The organism is Niveispirillum sp. CC-CTL257 (assembly GCF_059489915.1).
On record NZ_JCAJXE010000001.1, the window covers coordinates 1443043 to 1464865 of the forward strand.

Consider the following 21823-nt stretch of genomic DNA (forward strand, 5'->3'; position numbering starts at 1 on the left):
CGATGGCCGAAATCAGCCCGACCCGAATCTCCTCCGTCCTGTTCGCCTGCACCTATAACGCCATCCGCTCGCCCATGGCCGAAGGGCTGTTGAAGCATCTGATGGGGCGGCAAATCTATGTCGACAGCGCCGGCGTGCGCGAAGGCGAGCCCGACCCGTTCGTGACGACCGTCATGGCCGAACTGGGCATCGACATGTCGCGCCACCGCTGCAAGACGTTCGACCAGCTGGAGGATGACAGTTTCGACCTCGTCATCTCCCTGTCGCCGGAGGCGCAGCACCGGGCCGTTGAAATGACCCGCACCACGGCCTGCGACGTCGAATTCTGGAATACATTCGATCCCACCCTGGTGGAAGGCAGCCGCGAGGCGCGACTCGATGCCTATCGCCAGGTGCGCGATACGTTGCTCCGCCGCATGAAAAAGCGGTTCGGGGTGGAATAAGCCGGGGGTGCCGTTCGTGCACCCTGCCCAGCGTGTGAAACGCCCTTGCTTTGCGCTGAAAACACTTGACCCGCGCGGCTGTGACGCTCACCTATGTGCGCGTTTTACCATCCCGAAATCAGGAAAACATGGCCAAGGAAGATCTGATCGAGTTTTCTGGCACGGTGACTGAACTGCTGCCCAACGCGATGTTCCGCGTGAAGCTCGATAACGAACATGAAGTGCTGGCCCACACCTCTGGCAAGATGCGCAAGAACCGCATCCGCGTGCTGGCGGGTGATCGCGTCAACGTCGAAATGACCCCCTACGACCTGACCAAGGGTCGGATCACCTTCCGCTTCAAGTGAGCGGCAGGATTTGACGATGAACGCGCGCGCGGCGGCAACGCCCGACCAACCCGGCATTGACCGTCCGCGCCTGATCCTTGCCTCCGGGTCCCCCCGGCGGCGGGAACTGCTGGCCCAGATCGGGCTGGTGCCGGATGCCATTGATCCGGCGGATATTGACGAATCTCCTCTGACGGACGAACTCCCCTCCCCCCATGCCCAGCGCCTGTCGCGGGAAAAGGCGGGGATTGTGGCGGCACGCCACGCCGGGGCCATCGTCCTGGCCGCCGACACGGTGGTGGGGCTGGGCCGGCGCATCCTGCCTAAGGCGGATGATGCGGACACCGCACGCCGCTGCCTGAACCTTCTTCAGGGGCGTCGCCACCGCGTCTATACTGGCATCGCCCTGGTTGGCACGGATGGCAAGGTCTGGAGCCGCGTGGTCGAAAGCCAGGTAATCTTCCGCACCCTGTCGCGGGATGAGATCGACCAGTATCTGGCCACCGGCGACTGGAAGGGCAAGGCCGGGGGCTATGCCATCCAGGGGCTGGCCAGCCTGTTCGTGCGGCAGCTTTCCGGCAGCTACAGCAATGTCGTCGGCCTGCCGCTGACGGAGGTGGCAGGTATTTTGCGCGCCGCCGGAATCGATGCGCTGGCGCTGGCCGCCGCCCAAGCCACATCACGGGGCTGATGCGCCGCCGGCTGCTGATCGACCAGCGCGGGCCCTTGCGGCGCTGCGCCATGCTGTCCGACGGCATCCTGACCGATCTGGCCCTTGACCATACCGAACGCCCGGCCTGGCTGGGTGCCATCGTGCTGGGCCGCGTGACGCGCGTCGTGGCCGGGCTGGACGCCGCCTTCGTGGAATTCGGTGACAGCACCCCAGGCTTCCTCTCCGCCGCCGATATCCGGCCCGGTCGACGCGACGCCCGTATCGGGCAATTGTTGCGCACGGGCCAGATGATCATGGCGCAAGTGAAGGCCGACGCCCATGACGGCAAGGGGGCGGTCCTCACCATGGACCTGTCTCTGCCCGGCCGTTTCCTGGTCTACACCCCGCTCGGCGACGGCATCCATATTTCCAAACGCCTGGGCAAGGGACCGGAGGTTCAGGCGCTGCGCCAGCGTCTCTCCGCCACCCTGCCTAACCAGGGCGGCTGGATCGTGCGGGCGGAGGCTTTGTCGGCTGACCCCGCCTTGGTGCTGGGCGAGGCAGAGGCCCTGCTGGCCGACGCCTACCGGGCACAACGGGCGGCGGGCGGCACATCCCCCGCGACGCTCCTTCCCGCGCCCGACGCCATCCGGCGCGCCCTGGTGGAGCTGCCACGCGACGGGCTGACGGAAATCGCCGTGGAAGGGCCGGAGATGCTGGCGGCTGTGAAAAGCACCGCCCTGACCCTGGCACCCGACCTGCTGCCCCTGATCGTCCCGCACAAGGCCCCCCGCCCTCTGTTCGATCAGGGTGATGCCGACAGCGCCATTGCCGCCCTGACCGACCGCCGCATCGATCTGGGCCAAGGGGGATCGCTGGTCATCGACCGGACAGAGGCGCTGACCGTCATCGACGTCAATAGCGGCGAACGCGGCAACCCGCTGGCCACTAACCTGGATGCCTGTATGGAGATCGCGCGACAGCTCCGCCTGCGCAATATCGGCGGCATCGTGGTCGTGGATTTTGTGAACATGGCCCGCGCCAGCGACCGGGAGGCGGTGATCCAGCGCCTGTCATCGGCGGTGGCGGATGATCCGGTCGCCACCCATGTCTATGGCATGTCGCGCCTGGGCCTGGTGGAGGTCACCCGCGCCCGCCGCGGCCCGCCACTGGCCGATCTGCTGCTGTAAGGATGCCACCCCATGAGTGATGATCCCATTGATTTGTCCGCCCTGCGCAAGCCCAGGAAGGCCGCCGGATGCCCCATCTGTGGCCGCACCCCGGTGCTGGATTTTCGTCCCTTCTGTTCCAAGCGCTGCGCCGACGTGGACCTGAACCGCTGGCTGGGCGAGGTCTACCGTGTGCCTGTGGATGAGGCACCGGGCGACGATGAAGGCCGCTGAAAAAATTTCGCAGATGCGCAATTCAATGCTTTACAGCCCCGGATGCCTTGTCTATAAGGCGCACCACACCGGGCGGCGGTGACAAACAAACGCCTCGGTGGTTACGAAGTACGGTGTGCCCAGGTAGCTCAGTCGGTAGAGCAGGGGATTGAAAATCCCCGTGTCGGCGGTTCGATTCCGTCCCTGGGCACCACTTCGAAATTCAATGAAATCAAAAGCTTCACTGGGCCTGTTAAGCCAGAGCGTCACGCTGCTTACCAAGTTGGTCCTACGATCTTTATACTAACCGTCGCCTGACGCGATGGACGAATGAAAAGCGGCGGCCAATGGGCCGCCTTTTTCGTTTCTGGGCTGTATCGGCAAATTCATTTTATATCAAGATCATCGCCATTGATCTTTCGATTCGTTCCCATCACCGACGAAGGCGTCGCCCGTTCCCGGTCGGAATCCTGTGGCTGATCAACCGGCTCGCCTGGCGCGGGCGGGCAAGGTCATGGCGATAACGGCGGCGACGACGCAGACCAAGCCGCCCAGGGCTGTGCGTGACAGGCTTTCCCCCAGGAACAGGATACCCAGCCCCACGCCGATGGGAACGCGCAGATAGGCCTGCGACGTGGTGCCGATTGATCCCAGCGTCTGCATCAGCCGGAAATAGATGGTGAAGGCGATGGCGGTGGAGAAAACCGACAGGCACAACAGCGCCCCGATGGAGGGCATGGACGGCGCCAAAGTCCAGGGCCGGTCTACAATCAGGCTGACCGGCAGCAAAAGGACAGCCCCGCACAGCATTGACCCCGCCGCTGGCTGCATCGGGTGCAGCCCCTTGAAGTTCTTTCCATAGATGGCGGCACCCGCATAGGAGACAGTGGCCGCTACGATGGCGATCTGGGCAAGAAGCTGATCGCCCAGCCCGTCCAGCGCCTCCATCCCGATGATCAGGCAGATGCCGATCAGGCCGGCTGTCACCCCGAACAGTTTCCGCCATGTCACCGGCTCATGCCGGGTGATCAGCGCCGTCAGCAGGAAGGTGAAGATCGGCGTCGTGGAATTCAGGATGGCGGCCAGCCCGGCATCGACCGACTTCTCCCCCCACGCGACAAGGGTAAAGGGAACGGCGGAATTCATCACCGCCTGGAACATGAATTGCCGCCAGACCACAGGGTCACGCGGCATTGAAATCCCCTGCCACCGCATGACCAGCAGCAGGATGGACCCGGCGATCAGGGTGCGGACCGCAATCAGGGTGACGGGCGGGATGGTCTCCACCCCGATCTTGATGAAGGTATAAGACGAGCCCCACAGCGTCGCCAGCAGCAGAAGCAGCAGCAATTCCTTGATCATCAACGGCCTGTCGCCCATCACCCGATCCACGCACCCGATTGTCCTGCCCTTGTGAATAGCAGAGCCAGTGCCCCCATGCTTCGGTCATGGCCGCAGCATTCAGGCCGGGGCCGGCATGCATACAAACCCTATTCCGGTTTATGACAGACGAATTCCACCAGCCGCCCGTCGGGATCGCGCAGGAACCCCGCATAATAGCTGGCATGGACATGCGGCATCAGGGCCGGTGCCCGGTCCAGATGCAGTCCCGCCGCCTGCCCCACAGCATAAATACGGTCCACGGTGGCGCGGTCGGGGCTGGTGAAGGCGTAATGCACGTCACGGGCGGCGACCTCGCCGGGGGCCAGGAAGAAATCCAGGGTCTTGCCATCGCCAAACCCCTTCACCGCCCCATCCACCTCCAGCCGGTATCCCAGCGGGGCCAGCAGGGTCGCGTAGAAATGCTGGCTGGCCGGCAGGTCAGTGGTCTTCAGTTCGATATGGTCGATCATCTTTCCCTCACATTTTCAAAATTATCCCACCGGTCAAAACTTTGACCGGTGGAGGCCGGCGATTGAGGCGCTTGCAAGAGTGGCCTTCAGGCGGCATCGACATTGCCACCACAGAGCGGGATCAGGATGCGGCGTCCACCCCAGACGGCGGGATCGGCCAGCATGGCCGCCAGACCCGCCGCACCCGCTGGCTCCACCACCAGATCCAGATGCTGGCGCAGCAATTCCATCGCACGCAGGATGGCGGCGTCGGGCACCATGATGGTGCCGTCCAGGACGCGGCGCAGACTGTCCACGGCATAGGGGATGGGCACGCGCACCGCGATGCCATCGGCGATGCTGTCCGCCCCTTCCCGCCCCGTCATCGGCAGGCCGCGCAGCGCATGCGCCATGACGGGTGCGCCGGCCGCCACCACGGCCAGCATGCGGGCCTCTGGTGCGGCATGCTTGACCCAGGTGCCCATGCCCGACGCCAAGGCACCATTGCCCAGCGGGGCCAGAACCATGTCGATGCCCGGCACCGCCTCCATCGCTTCCAGGGCGATGGTCCCCGCCCCCTCAGCGATCAGCACCTCATCCCCATCCACGACCAGATGGTGGTTGTTCTGCGTGGCGAACCGGGTGGCGGCTTCCTTTGCTTCGTCGAAATCCGCACCCTGCAGACGGACATCGGCGCCTAAGTCGCGCATGGCCTGCACCTTGCGCCGCACCGCATTCTCCGCCGCGAACACCGTCAGGCGGCGACCATGGGCGCGGGCGGCAAAGGCCAGCCCCTGCCCGAAATTGCCAGCGGACCCGCAAACCAGAGGCCGGTCATCATCGCCCAGCCCCGTCACAAAGGCACAGGCCCCGCGCCCTTTGAAGCTGCGGATCGGATTGGCGGTTTCATCCTTGAACCAAAGTTCGGCACCGAACAGCCGGTTCAAGGCGGCGGATTTTCTGACCGGCGACCGGCGGAACACCGGGTCGATCCGATCAAGGGCGGCGTGGATGCCGTCGGGGGTTGGGTATCTCATGGCCGGATTTTACGGCGGCTTGACGCCGATTTTCGGCAATCTGCCCCTTGCTGACGCTTTATTTCAGCATTTCTGGCTGTCATTCTGCCGGGATGATGCGCATGCCCGAACTCGACAGTTTCGACCGCAAATTGCTGGCCCTGGTACAGAAGGATGCCGACCAGACGGCGGACATCCTGGCTGAACAGGTCGGCTTGTCTGCCTCCGCTGTCTCCCGCCGACTGAAACGGTTGAAGGCAGATGGCGTCATCACCGCCACCGTCGCCCTGGTCGATCCGGCCAAGGTCGGCAAGCCGACCTTCTTCATCGCAGGTCTGGAGATTGAACGCGAACGGCCGGAGATGCTGGCCGCCCTGCGCCGCTGGCTGTCAACAGAAGATCAGGTGCAGGAAGTGTTCTATGTCACGGGCGGCACCGACTTCATCCTGGTCATCGCCGCCCCGGATGTGGAGGCCTATGACGCGCTGATGGGCCGGCTGATGGCCGATAACCCCACCGTCCGCCGCTTCACCACCAATGTGGCGTTAGGTATTTCAAAGCGCGGGCTGGCCGTGCCCATTCCCGACGCCGATTGATCAGACCTTGATATCGACGCGGGCGGGGGATGCCGCCGCTTCGACCGACGGGCCGGGTGGGCCAAAGGCTTCGTTCAGGGTGCGGTCGCCCTCCGCCATGTCCTGCTCGGCGCGTTCCATTTCGGCCTTGGTGCCAGCAGACCCGTCCTTGCGGGCCAGGTTCTTCATCTGCTGATGGATGGCGCGCAGTTGGTCCATCAGGCCGCGCGTGTCGCTTTCAAACTGGGCATCGGCGGATCGGGCCGCACCATCGCGCAGGATGGCGTCCCGCTGCGCCTGAAGCGTATCATTGGCAGGGTTCTTGGCGGGCGTGTCCGCCGCCGCCCCCTCACCCCCACCTTGATTGGCGGTCTGGGTCGCCTGCTGGGCCACCGCCTGCGCCTCTGCACTGGCGGCGGCATCTCCGCCCGCTGCCGGGGTGGTGTCACTGTTCTGCAACGCGCCATCGGGCTTGGCGGTCGCCGCCTCCCCGCCACCGGCATAATCCTTGGCGGCCTGGCCCAGTTCCTTGGCCACCGATGCAGCTTCCTTGGCGATGCGGGCAGCGGCCTTTTTGTCGCCGCTGGCGGCGGCCAATTGGGCCTGAAGCTTCAGCATTTTCAGCTTCTGCTTGGCCTCCTCCTTCTTGCGGGCGGCGGCCTCCTTGGCATCCTCCCCACCGCTGGACAGCTTGGTGGCCAGCGCATCGGCATCCTTGCGCATCGCGTCCAGCCGGGCGCGCGTATCAGGATCAACCATGTCCTGAACGGTCGTCGGTCGGGTGGCCGACGCAGAAGCCCCATTGGCCGCGTCTTTTTTCAGACCCTGCCAGATTTCCTGCGTCTTGCTTTGAAACTGCCGGGCCGAAACGGCGAAAACACCGCTGGCCGCGCCCAGGACCGACACCATGACATTCCCCATGTCTGCTGTCGGGTCGATGGCGCCCCTCCGCCGGCCCGAATGGATCAAATTTTATCCATTCTGCCCGCTCTCTGCAACCATGTTTCGGTATCCGCCGAACCATGGGGACCGGCCCTGCCCTATGGTAAGGTGGACCACAAGGATGGCGGGAGGAATAATGGTCAGCACGGCAGATTTCGCGGAGATTGCGGCCCTGGCTGGTGATCCGGCGCGGGCCTGCATGTTACAGGCGCTGATGGATGGCCGGGCGTTGACCGCCGCCGAACTGGCCCATGCCGCCGGCATCACGGCGCAGACGGCCAGCGGCCATCTGTCCCGCATGGTGGCGGCGGGCCTGTTATGGGTGGAACCGCAGGGCCGCCACCGCTATCACCGGCTGGCCAGCCCCGCCGTGGCGCGGATGATGGAGAGCATCATGCAGGTGGCTTCCGACCGCGTTCCCGTCCCCCGCCCGGTGCGCACCGGTCCCCGTGACCGGGCGCTGGCCCAGGCCCGCACCTGTTACGATCATCTGGCCGGGCGTCTGGGCGTGGCGCTGGCCGATGCCATGGTGGCGGGCGGGCATGTGGAACTGGCCGATGATGCCGGCCTGATCACGGCACAGGGGCGCGACTTCCTGTCAAACCTGGGCCTGCCGCTGCCCGGCACCGGTACCGCCCGTGCCTTCTGCCGCCCCTGTCTGGATTGGAGCGAGCGGCGGCCCCATCTGGCCGGCGCCCTGGGCCGCGCCCTTTGCACTCACGCCTTCGATCAGGGGTGGATCCGCCGTGTGGACGGCACCCGCGCCGTCAGCGTCACGCCCATGGGCGCGACCCACCTGAAACGGCATTTCGACGTCGATCTGGCCGGGTTCTGACCCTCATGCCAGCGGTACCCAGCAGCAGAACGCCGCCACCAGGAACACGGGCCAGGCCAGATGCCGCCCGCGACCGATCACCAGGATCAAAAGCCCGGTAATCAGGCAGGTCACGCCGGTGCCCGCCAACAGGGCCAGACGCGGTTCCACCGAAAACGGTGCCGCCAGCATCGCCACGGAAATCCCCATTCCCCACCAGGCCAGACTGGTCAGGTGCCAGGCAAAGCGCAGGACATTGCGGGCAAACCGGCTGTGAACCAGCATCCCTGAACGCCCTGCCGGCGACAGCAGCGGCCCGATCAGCTTCACCTCCCCCAGCCAGGAATGCACCAGCCCCAGCCCAAGCAGACACAGGCAAGCCAGCAACAAAGCCATATCCGAACCCGCCATCGCACCCTCCATTCAGCTTTCCATACGGTGCCGTATGGATGCGCCCGCCCCTTGCCTTTGTCAATACGCCACCGTATGGAATACAGCATGAGCAACCGACTGGCCCGCGAAGACTGGATCAATGAAGGCCTGCGCCTGCTGCGCGAGGCGGGGGTGGATTCTGTGCGGGTGGAACCGCTGGCCAAGCGGCTGGGCGTCACCAAGGGCAGCTTCTACTGGCATTTTGCCGACCGCCCGGCGCTGCTGTCTGCCCTGTGTGACGCCTGGCGCGAACGCTCCACCGTGGATGTGGCCGCAAGGGTGGAGGCAGCGGGCGGCACGCCGCACGACCGGCTGGAACGGCTGTTCCGGTTGACCGCGTCGGCGGATGGGCGTCTGGAACGGGCCATGCGTGCCTGGGCCGCCCATGATGCACTGGCACAGACGGTGGTAGCCAGCGTCGATGAACGCCGCATCGCCTATCTGGTGGCCCGCTTCGCGGAAATCGGTTGCGATGCCGACACGGCCCTGGCCCGCGCCCGCTTCGGCTATCTGGCCCTGATCGGGCAATTCACGCGGCAGGAGGCGGACAGCAGCGGCAACTGGCTGTCGGACAGTCTGGATCGGATGCTGCCCTTACTGCTGACCTGACGTTACGGCCCGCACCGAAGCATCGGCCCTGGCCCCAGTGCCAAAACAGGATATCAGCGACAGGAGATATCCATGACCATCACAGTTTTCATCCGCTACCGCATCGACCCGTTCCAGCGGGCGGCTTTTGAGCGCTACGCCCAGGCCTGGCTGCGCATCATCCCAGCCTGCGGCGGGGATCTGTTGGGATATTGGCTGCCGCATGAAGGCACCAACGACATCGCTTTCGGCCTGATCTCCTTCCCCAGCCTCGCAGCCTATGAGGCTTATCGCGAGCGGCTGCGCGCCGATCCCGATGGTGCCGCCAATTTCCAGATGGCGCAGGATCAGCGCTTCATCCTGTCGGAAGAGCGCAGCTTCCTGCGTCAGGTGGAGGTAGCATGATCGCGGTGATCTTTGAGGTGGAGCCCGCCGAAAACGGGATGGAACCCTATCTGGACCATGCTGCCCGTTTGCGGCCGGAGCTGGAAACCATTCCCGGTTTCATTTCCGTCGAACGGTTCCAAAGCCTGACCCAGCCCGGCAAGTACCTGTCCCTGTCATTTTTCGAGGATGAGACGGCGGTGGCGCAATGGCGCAACCATGAAGGGCACCGGGTGGCGCAGGCGGCGGGCCGTGACGGCCTGTTCCGCCATTACCGTATCCGGGTGGCACAGGTCCTGCGCGACTATGCCGGCCCCTGATCGGGATCGGCCTTCTTCTCGTTCCCATCCAGGAACAGCAGGAACACCACCAGCCCCGCCGCCACCGCCAGAAACGCCGCTGGTGCGCGCACCAACAGTGGCAGCAGGACGGACGCGCCAAGCCGCAGCGCGTTGGCCATCATATCCTGCTCACGTTCCTGCTCCCGCCTTTTCTGTTCGGCGCGATGCCAATGGGTCATCAACCCCAGAATGATGGGAATGGGCAGCAGCACGGCACCGGCCACCGTCAGCAAGGCGGGGCCGGTGCCGATCAGAGTGCCGAGCCAGACGATTGCCCCGGCCACCGCCAGCGCGAAGCCAATGAGGCCGAGCAGGGCCATGGCGGCATAAAGAATGCCGTCACGCCCCACCTGCCGGGCGGTGTCACCGATCTCCCGCGACAGAAGCGGCATCAGCAGCGGGACAAGTCGGTCCAGCATCACTGAACGCTTAACGGCGACAGAGCAGGGCCAGCGCAAAGCCGGCGGCGACGGCGATGCCCACCGACTGCACCGGGCGGTCGCGAACATGCGCTTCCACCTTGCCTTCCAGGCCCTTCAATTCTTCGCGCAGGTTCTGGATGGCGGTGACGGACGCATCCTTGACGTTGGACGCCATTTCGCCCACCCGGGCCTTATAGCCATCGGCCTTGTCGGATCCGGCCGCCGCCACGGTGGAGGCAAGCGCCGAGAGATCGGCACGCAGTTGCTTCAGCTGCGCCTCGATATCCGTGGTCGCGTTATCGGCGGTGTCCTTAACGGAAGCCATTTGTTCCTCCTTCCACTTGAGGTCGTTGCACCCTTCCCCAACGCTGCAACGCGGGAAAGGTTCCAACCCTTTGTGGAAGAAGGCTCAATCTCAGGCACCCTGTTCGACGGGCTGCCGCTGCCGGTCATCCAGAACGGCCAGCACCCAGACGGCGAACCCGCCCAGCGCCAGCGCCGACCCGACCCAACCGGTGGAGGCCCAGCCATAACCTCCGGCAATTGCCAGCCCGCCCAGCCACGGCCCCAGCGCGTTGGCGAAGTTAAAGGCGCTGTGGTTCAGCGCGGCGGCCAGCGTCTGTGCATCCCGCGCCACATCCATCAGGCGGGTCTGCAACCCTGTCCCCAGCCCGCCGCCGCAGCCAATCATGAAGATCGTGACCATCACCGACCACAGATCATGGACGGCAAAGGTGAACAGGGCCAGCGACCCCGCACTCCACAACAGGATACCCCCCACCGACGGCATCAGGGCGCGGTCGGCGGCCCAGGCGCCGGCCAGATTGCCCACCGTCAGCCCCACGCCGAACACGGCCAGGGCCAGCGGCACGGTCGCCGGCGCCACCCCCGTCACCTCCATCATGGTGGAAGCAAGGTAAGTATAGACACAGAACATGCCGCCAAACCCGATGGCCCCGATGCCCAGCGTCAGCCAGACCTGCCGCTGCCCCAGCGCGTTCAACTCCCGCAGGGGACTGGCCCCCGGCACCGGCTTATCCTTGGGCGCATAGAGGGTTAGCAGCGTGACGGTGGTGACGCCCAGCGCGCCAACCAGGGCAAAGCCCCAGCGCCAGCCCACCATTTGCCCGATGCCATTGGCCAGCGGCACGCCGATGATGGTGGCAATCGTCAGGCCCAGCATGACACGCGCCACCGCCTGCGCCCGCCGGTTGACGGGCACTAGACCCGACGCGACCAGGGCCGCCACCCCGAAATAGGCCCCGTGCGGCAGGCCCGATAGGAACCGGAAGGCCAGCATCGCCTCATAGGTCGGGGCCAGCGCGGACGCCGTATTGGCCAGTGCAAACACCACCATCAACGCGATCAGCAGGGTTCGCCGCGACAGCCTGGCCGCCAGCACGGCAATCACCGGCGCGCCGATCACCACGCCCAGCGCATAGGCGCTGATAACATGGCCCGCCGTCGGCTCATCAATCCCCAGATCCGGGGCGAAGAAGGGCAGCAGGCTCATCACCGCGAATTCGGTGGTGCCAATGGCAAACCCACCCATGGCAAGGGCGAACAGCACAAGACCGGGGCGGACGACGGAGGCGGACATGGGGCATATTTCCGGGCTTCGGGCCGGCGCATTGCGCCGCACAATCGCCCCTTATGTGAGCATCCAAGGACATGGGTGACAATGTTGCCCCGCGTCGCCGCAGCGCAGCATTAATTGCATGGCTTACGGAATGATTAGCTTTCGTTGCTATCCCGGCGGGCATAATCGCGCGGCGGGCAGCCCAGCACCCGCTTGAAGGCGGTGCTGAAGGCGCTTTCGGACTGGTACCCGACCGACAGGGCAATGGCGGACACAGTTTCCCGCCCGGACAACAGCCGGTCCCCCGCCAGCAGCATGCGCCAGCGCGTGACATATTCCATTGGGGCGTCGCCCACCATCTGCTTGAACCGCTCCGCGAAGCTGGACCGTGACAAGCCGACATGTCGCGCCAGTTCGTACAGGGTCCAGGGATGGGCCGGATCGGCATGGATGGCCGCGATGGCCGCCCCAATTTGCCGGTCGGACAGGGCGAACAGCCACCCCGCCCGGCTGCCGTGCAGGCTATTGTCCAGGTGCAGGCGCAGGGCCTGAACCAGCATCATATGCGCCAGATGCCGCAGCACCAGAAAGGCCCCGGGCCGATCCTCCCGCAGTTCCAGCATCATGCGTTCCATGGACCAGCGCAGACCCGACCGGTCCCCCGCATCGCGCAGATGCACCAGCGGCGGCAGCAACGACAGCAGCAGCCCCGCATGCCGCCCCTCCAGCGCGAAACGGCTGCTGACACAGAAGAAATCATCACCCGTCCCCACCTGTGCCACCCCACCCCGTCGGGCATTGGCAAACACTTCCTGTGCCGGCAGGGGCACCACATCCGGTCCGCTCTCCATGCGGAACGGACGGCCCGCCGGTAGCAGGAAGCAATCCCCCGGTTCCAGACACAGAGGCCCCGCCTCCCCCTCCACCCACAGCAGGCAGCGTCCCCGCACGATGGCCCCGGTCTTGATATTGTCCTGCTGGTTCGGGAACTGGATCGCCCAGTCACCGCCCGCCGCGAACCCGGCCGACAGTAGGTTGCGGGGTTTCAGCAGGGACAGGATGTCGGACAGCGGGTCCATAGTATTTCCGGACGATCACGAAGAAATTATGGATTTCATAGCATGGATCGTCCGCGCCAGCAGCGCCAAGATGCGGCTATGGCCGTTTGGACGCGGCCCTTTCTGATAGGAATGTTCCATGCATATCTTCGTCACCGGCGCCACGGGCTTCATCGGCAGCGCCATTGTCACCGACCTGATCCATGCCGGGCACACGGTCACCGGGCTGGTGCGCAGCGATGCGGGGGCCGACACCCTGGCCCGTCTGGGTGCCACCGCCCATCGGGGTGACCTGACCGACCTCAACAGCCTGCGCACAGGGGCGGAGGGGGCCGACGGCGTCATCCACACCGCCTTCAACCATGATTTCTCCACATACCGCGACAATTGCGAGATGGACCGGCGGGTCATCGCCGCTCTGGGCTCGGCCCTGGCGGGCAGCGACCGACCTTTGCTGGTCACGTCGGGCATCGGTATCCTGCCCGCCGGACGATTGCTGACGGAGGATGTGGAACCCGCCACCGGTTCGCACGCCCATCCCCGCGCGGCGTCGGAACAGGCGGCGGTGGCCTTGCTGGATCAGGGCGTCAATGCCGGCATCATCCGCCTGCCGCCCAGCGTGCATGGGGCCGGCGACCATGGGTTCGTGCCCATGCTGATCGCGCTTGCCCGGCAGAAGGGCGTTGCCGCCCATGTTGGGGATGGCGGCAACCGCTGGCCCGCCGTGCATCGGCTGGATGCCGCGCGCCTCTATCGGCTGGCGGTGGAAAAGGCGCGGGCCGGGGCACGTTGGCATGGGGTGGCGGATGGCGGGGTGCCGTTCCGCGACATCACCGCCATCATCGCCCGCCGTCTGAATCTGCCGCAGGTATCAACCGACGGGGCCGCTGCCGCCGCGCATTTCGGCTGGATCGGGGGCTTTACCGCCATGGATGTACCGGCCAGTGCCGATTATACGCGCGCCCAACTGGGCTGGACCCCGGTTGAAGCCGACCTGCTGGCCGATCTGGACAGCGACGCTTATTTCCCGGTCGCCTGATCACACCAGTCATCGATATGGGTGTCGCGCGGCCAGGGGCTGGCCGTGCGGCCTTCCATCAAGTCCTTCAGGCTCAACAGAAAGATGCCCCATTTCGTGCTGCAATGGTGCATGAACTCCACCGGCTCCCTCCAGCCCTGATGCCGGAACAGCAGGATCGTATAATCCCCCTCCCGCCGCAGGTCCCAGGTGACATGGGTACCGATCCATTCCGCCGGCCCGTCGGTAACCAGCCAGCGCAGATGCGTCGGTGCCTCCACGGTCTCCACCTTCATGTCGAAGAAGCCACGGTCGCCGAAGCCGAAATGCAGGCTGTCACCCACCGCCGCTCCCCGACCTGTGGTTCCCTCGGTCCACCAGCGTGACAGGCCTTCGACACTGACCAGCGCGTTGAAAACCGCCTCCGGGGCGACATTCTTGAAACCGATACGATGCAGGATATCAGGCATGATGCTTCCTTATCATGGGTGAGCAAGGGCGTTTCCGGCGCGGGATCGCGTCGGATGGGATGGAGAACGACTGACGACGGCCTCTTACGAAGCGCTGGTTTCTTACTGGGAAATGGCGTCTTCCAGGCGGCGGACGACCTTTTTCCAGCCCTCGCCCATGTTGGTGAAGGCGGTTTCGTTGCGCGGCAGGTCAAAGCCGGCATGGACGACCCGTAGGCGCGTTCCGCCCGCGACCCTGGTCAGGGTAAAGGTCACGATGGTGTCAAGAAGCGAGCCATAACCGACATTGCGGGCATCACCGCCCCGCCAGGCGTAGGACAGGCGTTCCCCCGGCAGCACCTCCAGCACCTCACACCGGATGGTGCCATCCCAGGCGCCGGCGGGCGTGGTCTGAAAGGTGAATTGCTGGCCAACAATGGCGGCGAAGCCCGTGGGCCGCATCATCCATTTCGCCATCAGCTCGCCATCGGTCAGGGCACGCCAGACGCGCTCCACCTCATAGGGATATGTCGTTTCCTCCACGATGTCGCGGGTGCGGGGCTTGGTCATGCTCACGCTCATGGGTCCATTTCCTCCAGGACGGTGCGCAGATCGGCCAGCCGGTCGCGCCAGAACGCGCGGTAATGGTCCATCCAGGCGGACAGGGGCTCCAACCCTTCCGGTCGGGCGCGGTAATAAACCTTGCGCCCCTCCGGTCGCTCCAACACCAGACCGGCCTGTTTCAAGGCCTTCAGATGCTGGGATACGGCCCCCTGCGTCACGCCGCTGCTGCGGGTCAGGTCGGTGACACTGACCTCGCCTTCGCTGGCGATCCGTTCGAACATGCCGCGCCGCGTCGGGTCCGCCAGCGCGCGCATGATATGGTTGATGGCTTCGGCTTCGATCATGGAGAAATCATTAGCCCAGGCTAAATCATGAGTCAACACTAATGATTCATTCCCGCCGCTTCACCAGCAGGCCCAGCAGGGCGAAGCCACCACCCAGCAGACAGGTGCCTTCCCAGCCAAAGTCAGCCCAGACCCGAATGGCGCTGGCCGATCCCACAGCACCACCCAGGAACATGCCCGTCATGAAAAGGGTGTTGATCCGGCTGCGCGCGGCGGGGTCCAGGGCGAATATCTGCTGCTGATGCGACACCAGCGCCCCCTGGATGCCGAAATCCAGCACGATAACGCCGACCACCAGCGCCGCCAGCCCCGCCCACATCCCGAACAGGACCCACGCAATCAGGGTCGCGGCGGCGCCCAGCCAGATGGCCGGATGGGCCCCATGCCGGTCGGCCAGACGCCCGGCCACGGGTGCCGCCAGAATGCCGACCGCGCCGACCACCCCGAACAGGCCCGCCGCCTCCGCGCCCAACCCGAAAGCCTCCAACCGGAAGGCCAAAACCGTCCAAAACACCGTAAAGGACGCAAACAAGCTGGCCTGCACCAATGTGGCTGTGCGCAGCAGCCGTTCCCGCCGCCACAGATGGATCAGCGAGCGCATGATCGCGGCGTACCGGGGACGCGGTCCTGTGCGCGTCTCCGACTCCACCGGCAGGACCAGCACCATCAGCACAGCACCTAACATGGCCAACGGCACACCCAGCCAGAACATCTCCCGCCACCCGGCATGGGACGCGACGAATCCGGCCAGGGTACGGCTGAACAGAATGCCCGACAGCAGCCCCGCCATCACCGTGCCCACCGTCGTCCCACGCCGTTCCGGGCTGGACAGGCTGGCGGCCAGCGGCACGATCTGCTGTGCCACGGTTGCCATCGCACCGACCAGCAGCGACGACAGCGACAGCATCAGGGGCGATGGCGCCACCGCCGTCAGGGACAGGGCCAGCAACAGCGCCATGAACTGCCCGATGATCAGCCAGCGCCGGGGCAGCATGTCGCCCAGCGGCACCAGAAAGAACAGGCCCAACGCATAGCCCAGCTGTGTGGCGGTGGCGACCGGCCCTGCCCCGCCCTGTCGCTGGAACTCCGCGCTGATCAGGCCCAGCATGGGCTGGTTGTAATAGATATTGGCGACGGCAAGCCCCGCCGCCGTCGCCATGCCGAACAGGGCATCCTTGCCCAGGGGGGCGGCGACGGTCTGTTGATGAAAGCTGGACGATTGCATCTCCGGGTCCTCTTCCCGATTGCTGCGATGCACATCATCTATACCAACCACGATTTTCGTTTTAGTCTGGGAGTTCGTTAAGCCAGTATCACGAAAGTCGTTACAATGGACACGCAGGACGCCCTAGTCTTCACCCATGTGGTCAGCGCCGGCAGTCTGGCCGGGGCGGCGCGACGGTTGGGCATTACGCCCATGGCGGCCACCCGCCGGTTGGCCAGCCTGGAAGCGCATCTGGGTGTCCGGCTTCTGCATCGCTCCACCCGCGCCCTGTCCCTGACACCGGAGGGAGAAACCTTTCTCCCCTATGCCCAGGCCTTGCTGGACAGCGAGGCGGAGGCGCTGGCCCGGCTGCGGTCGGACAAGGCGGCGGCCACCGGTCTGCTACGGGTGTCAACGACGGTGGCATTCGGCACCCGCTATGTAGCGCCGCTGGTGCCGCGCCTGCTGGACCGGCATCCCGATCTGCGCATCGCGCTGGACCTGTCCGACACCATGCCCGACCTGATCGCCAGCGGCACCGACCTTGCCATCCGCATCGCCCGCCTGCGCGACAGCGGCTTGATCGCGCGCAAGCTGGCCGATAATCCCCGCCTGCTGGTGGCCAGCCCGGATTATCTGACCCGCCACGGCCACCCCGCCACCACCGCCGATCTGGCCCTGCACTCCTGTCTGTCCCTGTTCGGGACCAGCCATTGGACCTTCATCGCCGACGGAATCGAAAAACATGTGCGCCTGAACAGCCGCTTTACGGCCAGCAATGTCCAGGGCTGCCGCGCCGCCGCCCGCGCCGGGGGCGGCATCACCCTTCTGTCGGAATGGAACGTGGCGGAAGACCTCGCCAATGGCCGGCTGGTCCGCGTCGATCTGGCCGATGCGTCGCCGGAACCCATCAATATCTGGGCCGTCTATCCCACCAGCCGGCTGCTGCCGCAGAAGGTACGGGTGTTCATCGCGGCACTGCGCGCCGCCCTGACCGTCGACGGAATGAAGGTGACGCCAGAAAAATAAACGCGGACTGATTTTATCCGCGTTTTTACACTTGACGGACCAAACGCGGATCGATACAGTCCGCGTTATGGCACACATCACCGCAAGCGTTGAATATGGGATACACGGCCTGCTCTGGCTGATCGGGAATGAGGATGCGGCTTTGTCCAGCCGTGACCTCGCCGAGCTTCAGGGTATCTCGCCCAGCTTCCTGGCCAAGATCTTCCAGAAACTGGAAAAGGCCGGGATCGTGAGGGCGAGCGAGGGGGTCAGGGGCGGCTACCGCCTGGCCCGCCCGGCGGACGAGATCACGTTCCTGGCGATCGTGGACGCGATCGAAGGGGACAAGCCCCTGTTCGACTGTCAGGAAATACGGGGCCGCTGTGCATTATTCGGCAATAGCCCGCCGGGCTGGGCTACCTCCGGTGTCTGTGCGGTGCATGCCGCCATGATGCAGGCGGAAAAGGCCATGCGCGACAGTCTGGCGTCGCAGACCCTGGGCAAGGTGGCCCAGCGTTTCGGGTCAAAGGCGCCACAAGAATTCTTCACCGATATCCAGGCCTGGATCGGGGACCGTATGCAGGGACGCACCGCGCGCGGCGGTCGCCCACCCCGCGACGACCAGGACTGATTTGATTTCCTTTTGAGAAACTGACGGTAGACCATCGCCCGCCGACGCCACCCCTTTGTCCATCTTTCCCCGACCCGCCACCCGGCGGGAATGAACCCCCATGCCCACCGACAAGAGGATAAGACCATGACCAAGCAGATCATTATCGCCGGGTCCGGCTTTGCCGGCCTCTGGGCCGCCCTGTCCGCCGCCCGTGCGGTCCATCTGGCCGGTAAGGGGGAAGAGGTGGCGATCACCATGATCTCCCCCACCCCCAACCTGATCATCCGCCCCCGCCTGTACGAGGCGGTGCTGGAGAATATGGCCCCCGACATCTCCGCCCTGCTGGCCGCCGTCGGCGTGACGCATCTGGCCGGGATCGTGGACAGTATCGATGCCGACCGCAAGCAAGTGACCTTCCTGCCCCGTGACGGCGCGCCGCGGACCCTTCCCTATGACCGGTTCGTGCTGGCCACCGGCAGCCGCCTGTTCACGCCGCCCATTCCGGGGTTGAAGGGACATGGCTTTAATGTCGATACGCTGGACGGCGCGCAGGTCCTGGACGCGCATCTGAAGTCGCTGGCCAACCGGCCCGAAAGCCTGGGCCGCAATACCGTGGTGGTCGCCGGCGGCGGCTTCACGGGCCTGGAAACCGCCACCGAAATCCCCACCCGCCTGCGCGCTATCCTGGGTAAACAGGCCGCCATCCGCACCATCATCGTGGATACCGCACCGGAGATCGGATCGGAATTCGGCACCGGCCCCCTGCCCGTCATCCGGGAGGCTCTGGCCGAAACCGGGGTGGAGCCGCGTGCCGGCCTGCGCGTTGCCGCCATCGACGCCGAAAGCGTGACCCTGTCGAACGGCGAACGTATCCCGACCCAGACGGTGATCTGGACCGCCGGCATGCGTGCCCACCCGCTGGCGGCCCAGGTACCGGGCGACCATGACAATCTGGGCCGTGTGGTGGGCGATGCCTTCCTGCGGGCACCTGCCGCCGATGGCATTTTCGTTACCGGTGATACCGTGCGCGCCGCCACCGATGATATCGGCAATGTCGCCCCCATGACCTGTCAGCATGGGCTGAGCCTGGGCCGTGTCGCGGGCCATAATGCGGCGGCTGAACTGGTGGGCCTTCCCACCCACCCCTACAGCCAGCCGAAATATGTCACCTGCCTGGACCTTGGCCCCTGGGGTGCCTTGTATACCGAGGGCTGGGACCGGCAGGTTCGGTTCACGCGGGAAGAAGGCAAGAAGATCAAGCAGGAGATCAACCAGATCTGGATCTACCCGCCCGCCCCCGACCGCGACGCCGTTTTTGCCGTCGCCAATCCCGACTATGTGATTGTCCCGTAAAACCAAAACACGCTGTCGGCGCGGGCATCAAAACCGCGCCGACAGACCACCCACGAAGCGCCGGGGGGCACCGGGCGACAGGAAACGCGCATCCTCGAACCCCATCTCATCCGCCTCCCCATAGATGCCGAAGGTCGCGTAGCGGCGGTCGAACCGGTTATCGACCCGCGCATGCAAGGTCACACCGTCCAGAACCTGATAGCGGGCCGACAGGTTGAACAGGGCAAAGCCGCCGATCGGGTCGGTCAGGTTCGCTTCATCCCCGCGCAGATAACGGCTGGATGAATATTGCATCTCCGCCCCCACGGTCAGCCGATCCGTCAGCGCCATATCCGCCCCGATCTTAAGGCTGTGCAGGGGGATGCCGGGAATACGGTCGCCACGTTCCACCGCGATCTCCCCTTCTTCATTCGCCTCCGGATTGTCCGGGGCCTGGATGGACAGGGGCGTGCGGAAGCTCGCCCTGACCAGGGCGTAATCGGCAAACCAGCTGACGGCCCCCGCCTCCCCGGAAAGCCCCGCCTCCAAACCTTGGCGCCGCGTGCGCCCGACATTGTCGAAATAGCCGGTGCCCACAATCGGCCCCGCAGAGATAAAGATGATGTCGTCGCGGTTATCGGTGCGGAAGGCTGACAGCGACCATTCGACGGCGCCATCCGACAGTCGCCCCCGCGCCCCCACCTCCCATGTCCGCGACCGCACATCGTCCAGCGGCGGATCGGCCAGGAAGGCATTGGGGAAGCGGCAGGGCTTTTCCGGATCGGCGCAGGACAGTTCCGCCGGCGTCGGGATGCGGTTGCTCTCATTCACTGCTGCGTAAAGCGTGGTGTCGGCGCCCGCATTCCAGGCCAGCCCGACACCGGGGTTCAACGCCGTATAGGTGTGATCCCCATCCAGATCATCGCCCAACTGGTCGCGCAGGCGCAGATCGGCATGGGTCAGGCGCAGCGCCCCCGTCAGATGCAGATCGGGCGTCAGGGACAGCGTATCGGAAACACTGGCCCCCGCGATCCAGGACCGGGTCTTCAGCCCGACATTGAACTCGTCATTGCCGATGGCGATGCCCAGGCTTTCCACCCCGCGCGTGGCGTCCAGTTCGCCCAGTTCCGTCCCGCTGCCATAGCGGGTGCGGGCATGATCCAGACTGGCCCCCAGGATCAGGATATTGTCCATGCCGCCCAGCGCGCCTGCCTGTCGTGCCTGCCAACTGATCCCCTGGCCGTCGGTGCGGGTGCGGGTACGGTTGAACACGGCGTCCGGTTCCTCATCCAGGCTCGTGACGGGGCGGCCATCGGCCCCGATCACGGGTTCCAGATCGTCGCCTTCCTCAAAACAGATGCCGGTGCCGCATTCCTCAAACTCCCCCTGATCGCCATTCGCCGTGCGTCGTTTCAGGTGACGCCAGTAACCGGCGGCGCGCAAGGTCCAGCCATCGCCGGCTTCCGTCTTCCCACGGAAGGCCAGCGCCAGAAGGTCGCTGTCGGTGGCGTCGGGATGGGTGAACACCCCGCGCCGGTTCTCCGCCAGAAGGTCGCCCGGTGCCGCCCCATTGCCTGTCAGTTCCGATGTCGCCGCCGTCAGGGAGACACCAAACTCCGTCGCCGCATCGGGCCGGTACAGGGCGTCGCCATAGGCGCGCGACAGGCGGTTGGGCGAAAAATCACGCCAGCCATCATCCCGCCCCTGCGACAGGCCCAGATAATAACCGACATCGCCATCGCTGCCCCCGGCCTCTGCCGTGACGGACAGGAAACCATCCGATCCGGCGCTGATATCCCCGCCCAGCCCCTGGTAACCGAACCCATCCTTCATGGACAGGATCACGGCACCGCCCAGGCTGTTGGGGCCGAAAACCGGGTTGGACCCCGCCACCACCTGCGCCTGACCGATGGCGAACACGGGCAACAGGTCCCATTGCACCACATCGCCAAACGCCTCGTTCACCCGCATCCCGTCCTGATAGACGACGACGCCCTGCGGCTCACCCAGGGCCGGGGCCGCCGTGAAGCCGCGCAGGGCCAAACCCTGCTGCCAGGGATTGCCCAGACTGTCGATGGCGGCCACCGCGCCCAACCGGCGTTGCAACCCTTCCGTCGCTGTGACCGTGCCGGGCCGGTTCATCTCGGCGCTGTCCAGGTTGCGGCCATTCGCCGGCAACCTTTCCAGCGGCACGCCTTCGCGCCCACCGGCGGTGCCGATCACAATCACCTCCTCCGTCCGTGCCACGGGGTTGGCAAGGGCAGCCTGCGTCAGCAAGGCGGTGGTCAGCAGGCACAGCGTATGGGTGCGGCGCATTGTTTCGTCCCCGGAACAGGTCTTTGTTGCCGCTATTGGGACGCGGGGCAGGGGTTGGCGGCAATTGGACCATGGGGGCAGCAAAACCTCCCGGCCATGGCGGGATATTCATCCTGATACTTTCGACCAATGGCTAGTGCCGGAGGCAGAGCTTAACCTGGACTTTTTTAGTAACTCCTGAAAGGAAGG

The 21823-nt window shown here is 65.3% G+C and carries 28 protein-coding genes and 1 tRNA gene; 15 read left to right on the top strand and 14 right to left on the bottom strand.

Annotation, left to right across the window (positions count from 1 at the left end):
* The first annotated feature begins 2 nt into the window (after positions 1 to 2).
* From ABC729_RS06895 to ABC729_RS06920, 6 genes are all read left to right on the top strand, one after another.
* Positions 3 to 443 (top strand): arsenate reductase ArsC, encoded by a 441-nt coding sequence (locus ABC729_RS06895; protein WP_495606895.1) that lies wholly within the window; start codon positions 3 to 5, stop codon positions 441 to 443.
* Between the two features lie 128 nt (positions 444 to 571).
* Positions 572 to 790 carry a translation initiation factor IF-1 gene (gene infA, locus ABC729_RS06900; RefSeq protein WP_028097283.1) on the top strand — a complete coding sequence of 73 codons (219 nt, stop codon included), beginning with the start codon at positions 572 to 574 and terminating at the stop codon, positions 788 to 790.
* Between the two features lie 16 nt (positions 791 to 806).
* A complete protein-coding gene (locus ABC729_RS06905; protein WP_495606896.1) occupies positions 807 to 1460 on the top strand; it encodes a Maf family protein in 654 nt (217 codons plus the stop codon).
* Positions 1460 to 2611: a ribonuclease E/G gene (locus ABC729_RS06910; protein ID WP_495606897.1), complete on the top strand. Its 1152-nt coding sequence runs from the start codon at positions 1460 to 1462 to the stop codon at positions 2609 to 2611. The genes ABC729_RS06905 and ABC729_RS06910 overlap by 1 nt, the downstream gene beginning before the upstream one ends.
* 12 nt (positions 2612 to 2623) lie before the next feature.
* Positions 2624 to 2824 carry a DNA gyrase inhibitor YacG gene (locus tag ABC729_RS06915; RefSeq protein ID WP_495606898.1) on the top strand — a complete coding sequence of 67 codons (201 nt, stop codon included), beginning with the start codon at positions 2624 to 2626 and terminating at the stop codon, positions 2822 to 2824.
* Between the two features lie 117 nt (positions 2825 to 2941).
* Positions 2942 to 3017: transfer RNA gene (locus ABC729_RS06920), tRNA-Phe, on the top strand.
* A 266-nt stretch (positions 3018 to 3283) separates the two neighbouring features.
* Here the strand turns inward: ABC729_RS06920 and ABC729_RS06925 are convergent.
* From ABC729_RS06925 to ABC729_RS06935, 3 genes are all read right to left on the bottom strand, one after another.
* Positions 3284 to 4183 carry a DMT family transporter gene (locus ABC729_RS06925; RefSeq protein WP_495606899.1) on the bottom strand — a complete coding sequence of 300 codons (900 nt, stop codon included), beginning with the start codon at positions 4181 to 4183 and terminating at the stop codon, positions 3284 to 3286.
* 110 nt (positions 4184 to 4293) lie between these two features.
* Positions 4294 to 4656: a VOC family protein gene (locus tag ABC729_RS06930; protein ID WP_495606900.1), complete on the bottom strand. Its 363-nt coding sequence runs from the start codon at positions 4654 to 4656 to the stop codon at positions 4294 to 4296.
* A gap of 86 nt (positions 4657 to 4742) precedes the next feature.
* Positions 4743 to 5672: a threonine ammonia-lyase gene (locus ABC729_RS06935; RefSeq protein ID WP_495606901.1), complete on the bottom strand. Its 930-nt coding sequence runs from the start codon at positions 5670 to 5672 to the stop codon at positions 4743 to 4745.
* Between the two features lie 101 nt (positions 5673 to 5773).
* Between ABC729_RS06935 and ABC729_RS06940 the strand changes: the two genes are divergently transcribed.
* Entirely contained in the window at positions 5774 to 6247 is a 474-nt protein-coding gene (locus tag ABC729_RS06940; protein ID WP_495606902.1) for an Lrp/AsnC family transcriptional regulator, read from the top strand.
* Here ABC729_RS06940 and ABC729_RS06945 read toward each other — a convergent pair whose 3' ends face one another.
* Entirely contained in the window at positions 6248 to 7135 is an 888-nt protein-coding gene (locus ABC729_RS06945) for a hypothetical protein (protein ID WP_495606903.1), read from the bottom strand.
* A 169-nt stretch (positions 7136 to 7304) separates the two neighbouring features.
* Here ABC729_RS06945 and ABC729_RS06950 point away from each other — a divergent pair, with 169 nt between their 5' ends.
* Complete coding sequence (locus ABC729_RS06950; protein ID WP_495606904.1) at positions 7305 to 8003, top strand: ArsR/SmtB family transcription factor; 699 nt, start codon at positions 7305 to 7307, stop codon at positions 8001 to 8003.
* 3 nt (positions 8004 to 8006) lie between these two features.
* On the opposite strand, the gene ABC729_RS06955 is transcribed toward ABC729_RS06950, so the two are convergent.
* A complete protein-coding gene (locus ABC729_RS06955) occupies positions 8007 to 8393 on the bottom strand; it encodes a hypothetical protein (RefSeq protein WP_495606905.1) in 387 nt (128 codons plus the stop codon).
* Between the two features lie 87 nt (positions 8394 to 8480).
* Here ABC729_RS06955 and ABC729_RS06960 point away from each other — a divergent pair, with 87 nt between their 5' ends.
* From ABC729_RS06960 to ABC729_RS06970, 3 genes are all read left to right on the top strand, one after another.
* Positions 8481 to 9023: a TetR/AcrR family transcriptional regulator gene (locus ABC729_RS06960; protein WP_495606906.1), complete on the top strand. Its 543-nt coding sequence runs from the start codon at positions 8481 to 8483 to the stop codon at positions 9021 to 9023.
* 72 nt (positions 9024 to 9095) lie between these two features.
* Entirely contained in the window at positions 9096 to 9407 is a 312-nt protein-coding gene (locus ABC729_RS06965; RefSeq protein ID WP_495606907.1) for an NIPSNAP family protein, read from the top strand.
* A complete protein-coding gene (locus tag ABC729_RS06970) occupies positions 9404 to 9706 on the top strand; it encodes an antibiotic biosynthesis monooxygenase family protein (protein ID WP_495606908.1) in 303 nt (100 codons plus the stop codon). Before ABC729_RS06965 ends, ABC729_RS06970 begins: the two co-directional genes overlap by 4 nt.
* On the opposite strand, the gene ABC729_RS06975 is transcribed toward ABC729_RS06970, so the two are convergent.
* The 4 genes from ABC729_RS06975 to ABC729_RS06990 form a co-directional block, all read right to left on the bottom strand.
* Positions 9691 to 10146 (bottom strand): hypothetical protein, encoded by a 456-nt coding sequence (locus tag ABC729_RS06975; RefSeq protein WP_495606909.1) that lies wholly within the window; start codon positions 10144 to 10146, stop codon positions 9691 to 9693. The two genes, ABC729_RS06970 and ABC729_RS06975, sit on opposite strands and share 16 nt — an antisense overlap.
* A gap of 10 nt (positions 10147 to 10156) precedes the next feature.
* A complete protein-coding gene (locus ABC729_RS06980; RefSeq protein ID WP_495606910.1) occupies positions 10157 to 10474 on the bottom strand; it encodes an ElaB/YgaM/YqjD family protein in 318 nt (105 codons plus the stop codon).
* Between the two features lie 90 nt (positions 10475 to 10564).
* Positions 10565 to 11749 (bottom strand): MFS transporter, encoded by a 1185-nt coding sequence (locus ABC729_RS06985; protein WP_495606911.1) that lies wholly within the window; start codon positions 11747 to 11749, stop codon positions 10565 to 10567.
* 134 nt (positions 11750 to 11883) lie between these two features.
* Entirely contained in the window at positions 11884 to 12807 is a 924-nt protein-coding gene (locus tag ABC729_RS06990) for an AraC family transcriptional regulator (protein WP_495606912.1), read from the bottom strand.
* 118 nt (positions 12808 to 12925) lie between these two features.
* On the opposite strand from ABC729_RS06990, the gene ABC729_RS06995 reads away from it, so the two are divergent.
* On the top strand, positions 12926 to 13825 hold the full coding sequence (locus ABC729_RS06995; RefSeq protein ID WP_495606913.1) for an SDR family oxidoreductase: 900 nt from the start codon (positions 12926 to 12928) through the stop codon (positions 13823 to 13825).
* Here ABC729_RS06995 and ABC729_RS07000 read toward each other — a convergent pair.
* From ABC729_RS07000 to ABC729_RS07015, 4 genes are all read right to left on the bottom strand, one after another.
* A complete protein-coding gene (locus ABC729_RS07000) occupies positions 13807 to 14274 on the bottom strand; it encodes an SRPBCC family protein (protein WP_495606914.1) in 468 nt (155 codons plus the stop codon). The two genes, ABC729_RS06995 and ABC729_RS07000, sit on opposite strands and share 19 nt — an antisense overlap.
* Positions 14275 to 14376: 102 nt before the next feature.
* Positions 14377 to 14835: an SRPBCC family protein gene (locus tag ABC729_RS07005; protein WP_495606915.1), complete on the bottom strand. Its 459-nt coding sequence runs from the start codon at positions 14833 to 14835 to the stop codon at positions 14377 to 14379.
* Complete coding sequence (locus ABC729_RS07010) at positions 14832 to 15161, bottom strand: ArsR/SmtB family transcription factor (protein ID WP_495606916.1); 330 nt, start codon at positions 15159 to 15161, stop codon at positions 14832 to 14834. The genes ABC729_RS07005 and ABC729_RS07010 overlap by 4 nt, the downstream gene beginning before the upstream one ends.
* A 46-nt stretch (positions 15162 to 15207) precedes the next feature.
* Positions 15208 to 16386, bottom strand: coding sequence for an MFS transporter (locus tag ABC729_RS07015; RefSeq protein ID WP_495606917.1), 1179 nt, complete (start codon positions 16384 to 16386; stop codon positions 15208 to 15210).
* 105 nt (positions 16387 to 16491) lie between these two features.
* On the opposite strand from ABC729_RS07015, the gene ABC729_RS07020 reads away from it, so the two are divergent.
* The 3 genes from ABC729_RS07020 (at position 16492) to ABC729_RS07030 (ending at position 19339) form a co-directional block, all read left to right on the top strand.
* A complete protein-coding gene (locus ABC729_RS07020) occupies positions 16492 to 17394 on the top strand; it encodes a LysR family transcriptional regulator (RefSeq protein ID WP_495606918.1) in 903 nt (300 codons plus the stop codon).
* A 67-nt stretch (positions 17395 to 17461) separates the two neighbouring features.
* The gene (locus tag ABC729_RS07025; RefSeq protein ID WP_495606919.1) at positions 17462 to 18004 is read left to right on the top strand and encodes an RrF2 family transcriptional regulator; all 543 of its coding nucleotides are present in this window, start codon (positions 17462 to 17464) and stop codon (positions 18002 to 18004) included.
* A 126-nt stretch (positions 18005 to 18130) separates the two neighbouring features.
* Entirely contained in the window at positions 18131 to 19339 is a 1209-nt protein-coding gene (locus tag ABC729_RS07030; RefSeq protein ID WP_495606920.1) for an NAD(P)/FAD-dependent oxidoreductase, read from the top strand.
* Between the two features lie 27 nt (positions 19340 to 19366).
* Here ABC729_RS07030 and ABC729_RS07035 read toward each other — a convergent pair whose 3' ends face one another.
* Positions 19367 to 21634 (bottom strand): TonB-dependent receptor, encoded by a 2268-nt coding sequence (locus ABC729_RS07035; protein WP_495606921.1) that lies wholly within the window; start codon positions 21632 to 21634, stop codon positions 19367 to 19369.
* Positions 21635 to 21823 lie beyond the last annotated feature (189 nt).

Coding starts and splice junctions, on each gene's coding strand:
- ABC729_RS06895 (WP_495606895.1), top strand. CDS start 3: ATGGCCGAAATCAGCCCGACCCGAATCTCCTCCGTCCTGTTCGCCTGC.
- infA (WP_028097283.1), top strand. CDS start 572: ATGGCCAAGGAAGATCTGATCGAGTTTTCTGGCACGGTGACTGAACTG.
- ABC729_RS06905 (WP_495606896.1), top strand. CDS start 807: ATGAACGCGCGCGCGGCGGCAACGCCCGACCAACCCGGCATTGACCGT.
- ABC729_RS06910 (WP_495606897.1), top strand. CDS start 1,460: ATGCGCCGCCGGCTGCTGATCGACCAGCGCGGGCCCTTGCGGCGCTGC.
- ABC729_RS06915 (WP_495606898.1), top strand. CDS start 2,624: ATGAGTGATGATCCCATTGATTTGTCCGCCCTGCGCAAGCCCAGGAAG.
- ABC729_RS06925 (WP_495606899.1), bottom strand. CDS start 4,183: ATGGGCGACAGGCCGTTGATGATCAAGGAATTGCTGCTGCTTCTGCTG.
- ABC729_RS06930 (WP_495606900.1), bottom strand. CDS start 4,656: ATGATCGACCATATCGAACTGAAGACCACTGACCTGCCGGCCAGCCAG.
- ABC729_RS06935 (WP_495606901.1), bottom strand. CDS start 5,672: ATGAGATACCCAACCCCCGACGGCATCCACGCCGCCCTTGATCGGATC.
- ABC729_RS06940 (WP_495606902.1), top strand. CDS start 5,774: ATGCCCGAACTCGACAGTTTCGACCGCAAATTGCTGGCCCTGGTACAG.
- ABC729_RS06945 (WP_495606903.1), bottom strand. CDS start 7,135: ATGGTGTCGGTCCTGGGCGCGGCCAGCGGTGTTTTCGCCGTTTCGGCC.
- ABC729_RS06950 (WP_495606904.1), top strand. CDS start 7,305: ATGGTCAGCACGGCAGATTTCGCGGAGATTGCGGCCCTGGCTGGTGAT.
- ABC729_RS06955 (WP_495606905.1), bottom strand. CDS start 8,393: ATGGCGGGTTCGGATATGGCTTTGTTGCTGGCTTGCCTGTGTCTGCTT.
- ABC729_RS06960 (WP_495606906.1), top strand. CDS start 8,481: ATGAGCAACCGACTGGCCCGCGAAGACTGGATCAATGAAGGCCTGCGC.
- ABC729_RS06965 (WP_495606907.1), top strand. CDS start 9,096: ATGACCATCACAGTTTTCATCCGCTACCGCATCGACCCGTTCCAGCGG.
- ABC729_RS06970 (WP_495606908.1), top strand. CDS start 9,404: ATGATCGCGGTGATCTTTGAGGTGGAGCCCGCCGAAAACGGGATGGAA.
- ABC729_RS06975 (WP_495606909.1), bottom strand. CDS start 10,146: ATGCTGGACCGACTTGTCCCGCTGCTGATGCCGCTTCTGTCGCGGGAG.
- ABC729_RS06980 (WP_495606910.1), bottom strand. CDS start 10,474: ATGGCTTCCGTTAAGGACACCGCCGATAACGCGACCACGGATATCGAG.
- ABC729_RS06985 (WP_495606911.1), bottom strand. CDS start 11,749: ATGTCCGCCTCCGTCGTCCGCCCCGGTCTTGTGCTGTTCGCCCTTGCC.
- ABC729_RS06990 (WP_495606912.1), bottom strand. CDS start 12,807: ATGGACCCGCTGTCCGACATCCTGTCCCTGCTGAAACCCCGCAACCTA.
- ABC729_RS06995 (WP_495606913.1), top strand. CDS start 12,926: ATGCATATCTTCGTCACCGGCGCCACGGGCTTCATCGGCAGCGCCATT.
- ABC729_RS07000 (WP_495606914.1), bottom strand. CDS start 14,274: ATGCCTGATATCCTGCATCGTATCGGTTTCAAGAATGTCGCCCCGGAG.
- ABC729_RS07005 (WP_495606915.1), bottom strand. CDS start 14,835: ATGAGCGTGAGCATGACCAAGCCCCGCACCCGCGACATCGTGGAGGAA.
- ABC729_RS07010 (WP_495606916.1), bottom strand. CDS start 15,161: ATGATCGAAGCCGAAGCCATCAACCATATCATGCGCGCGCTGGCGGAC.
- ABC729_RS07015 (WP_495606917.1), bottom strand. CDS start 16,386: ATGCAATCGTCCAGCTTTCATCAACAGACCGTCGCCGCCCCCCTGGGC.
- ABC729_RS07020 (WP_495606918.1), top strand. CDS start 16,492: ATGGACACGCAGGACGCCCTAGTCTTCACCCATGTGGTCAGCGCCGGC.
- ABC729_RS07025 (WP_495606919.1), top strand. CDS start 17,462: ATGGCACACATCACCGCAAGCGTTGAATATGGGATACACGGCCTGCTC.
- ABC729_RS07030 (WP_495606920.1), top strand. CDS start 18,131: ATGACCAAGCAGATCATTATCGCCGGGTCCGGCTTTGCCGGCCTCTGG.
- ABC729_RS07035 (WP_495606921.1), bottom strand. CDS start 21,634: ATGCGCCGCACCCATACGCTGTGCCTGCTGACCACCGCCTTGCTGACG.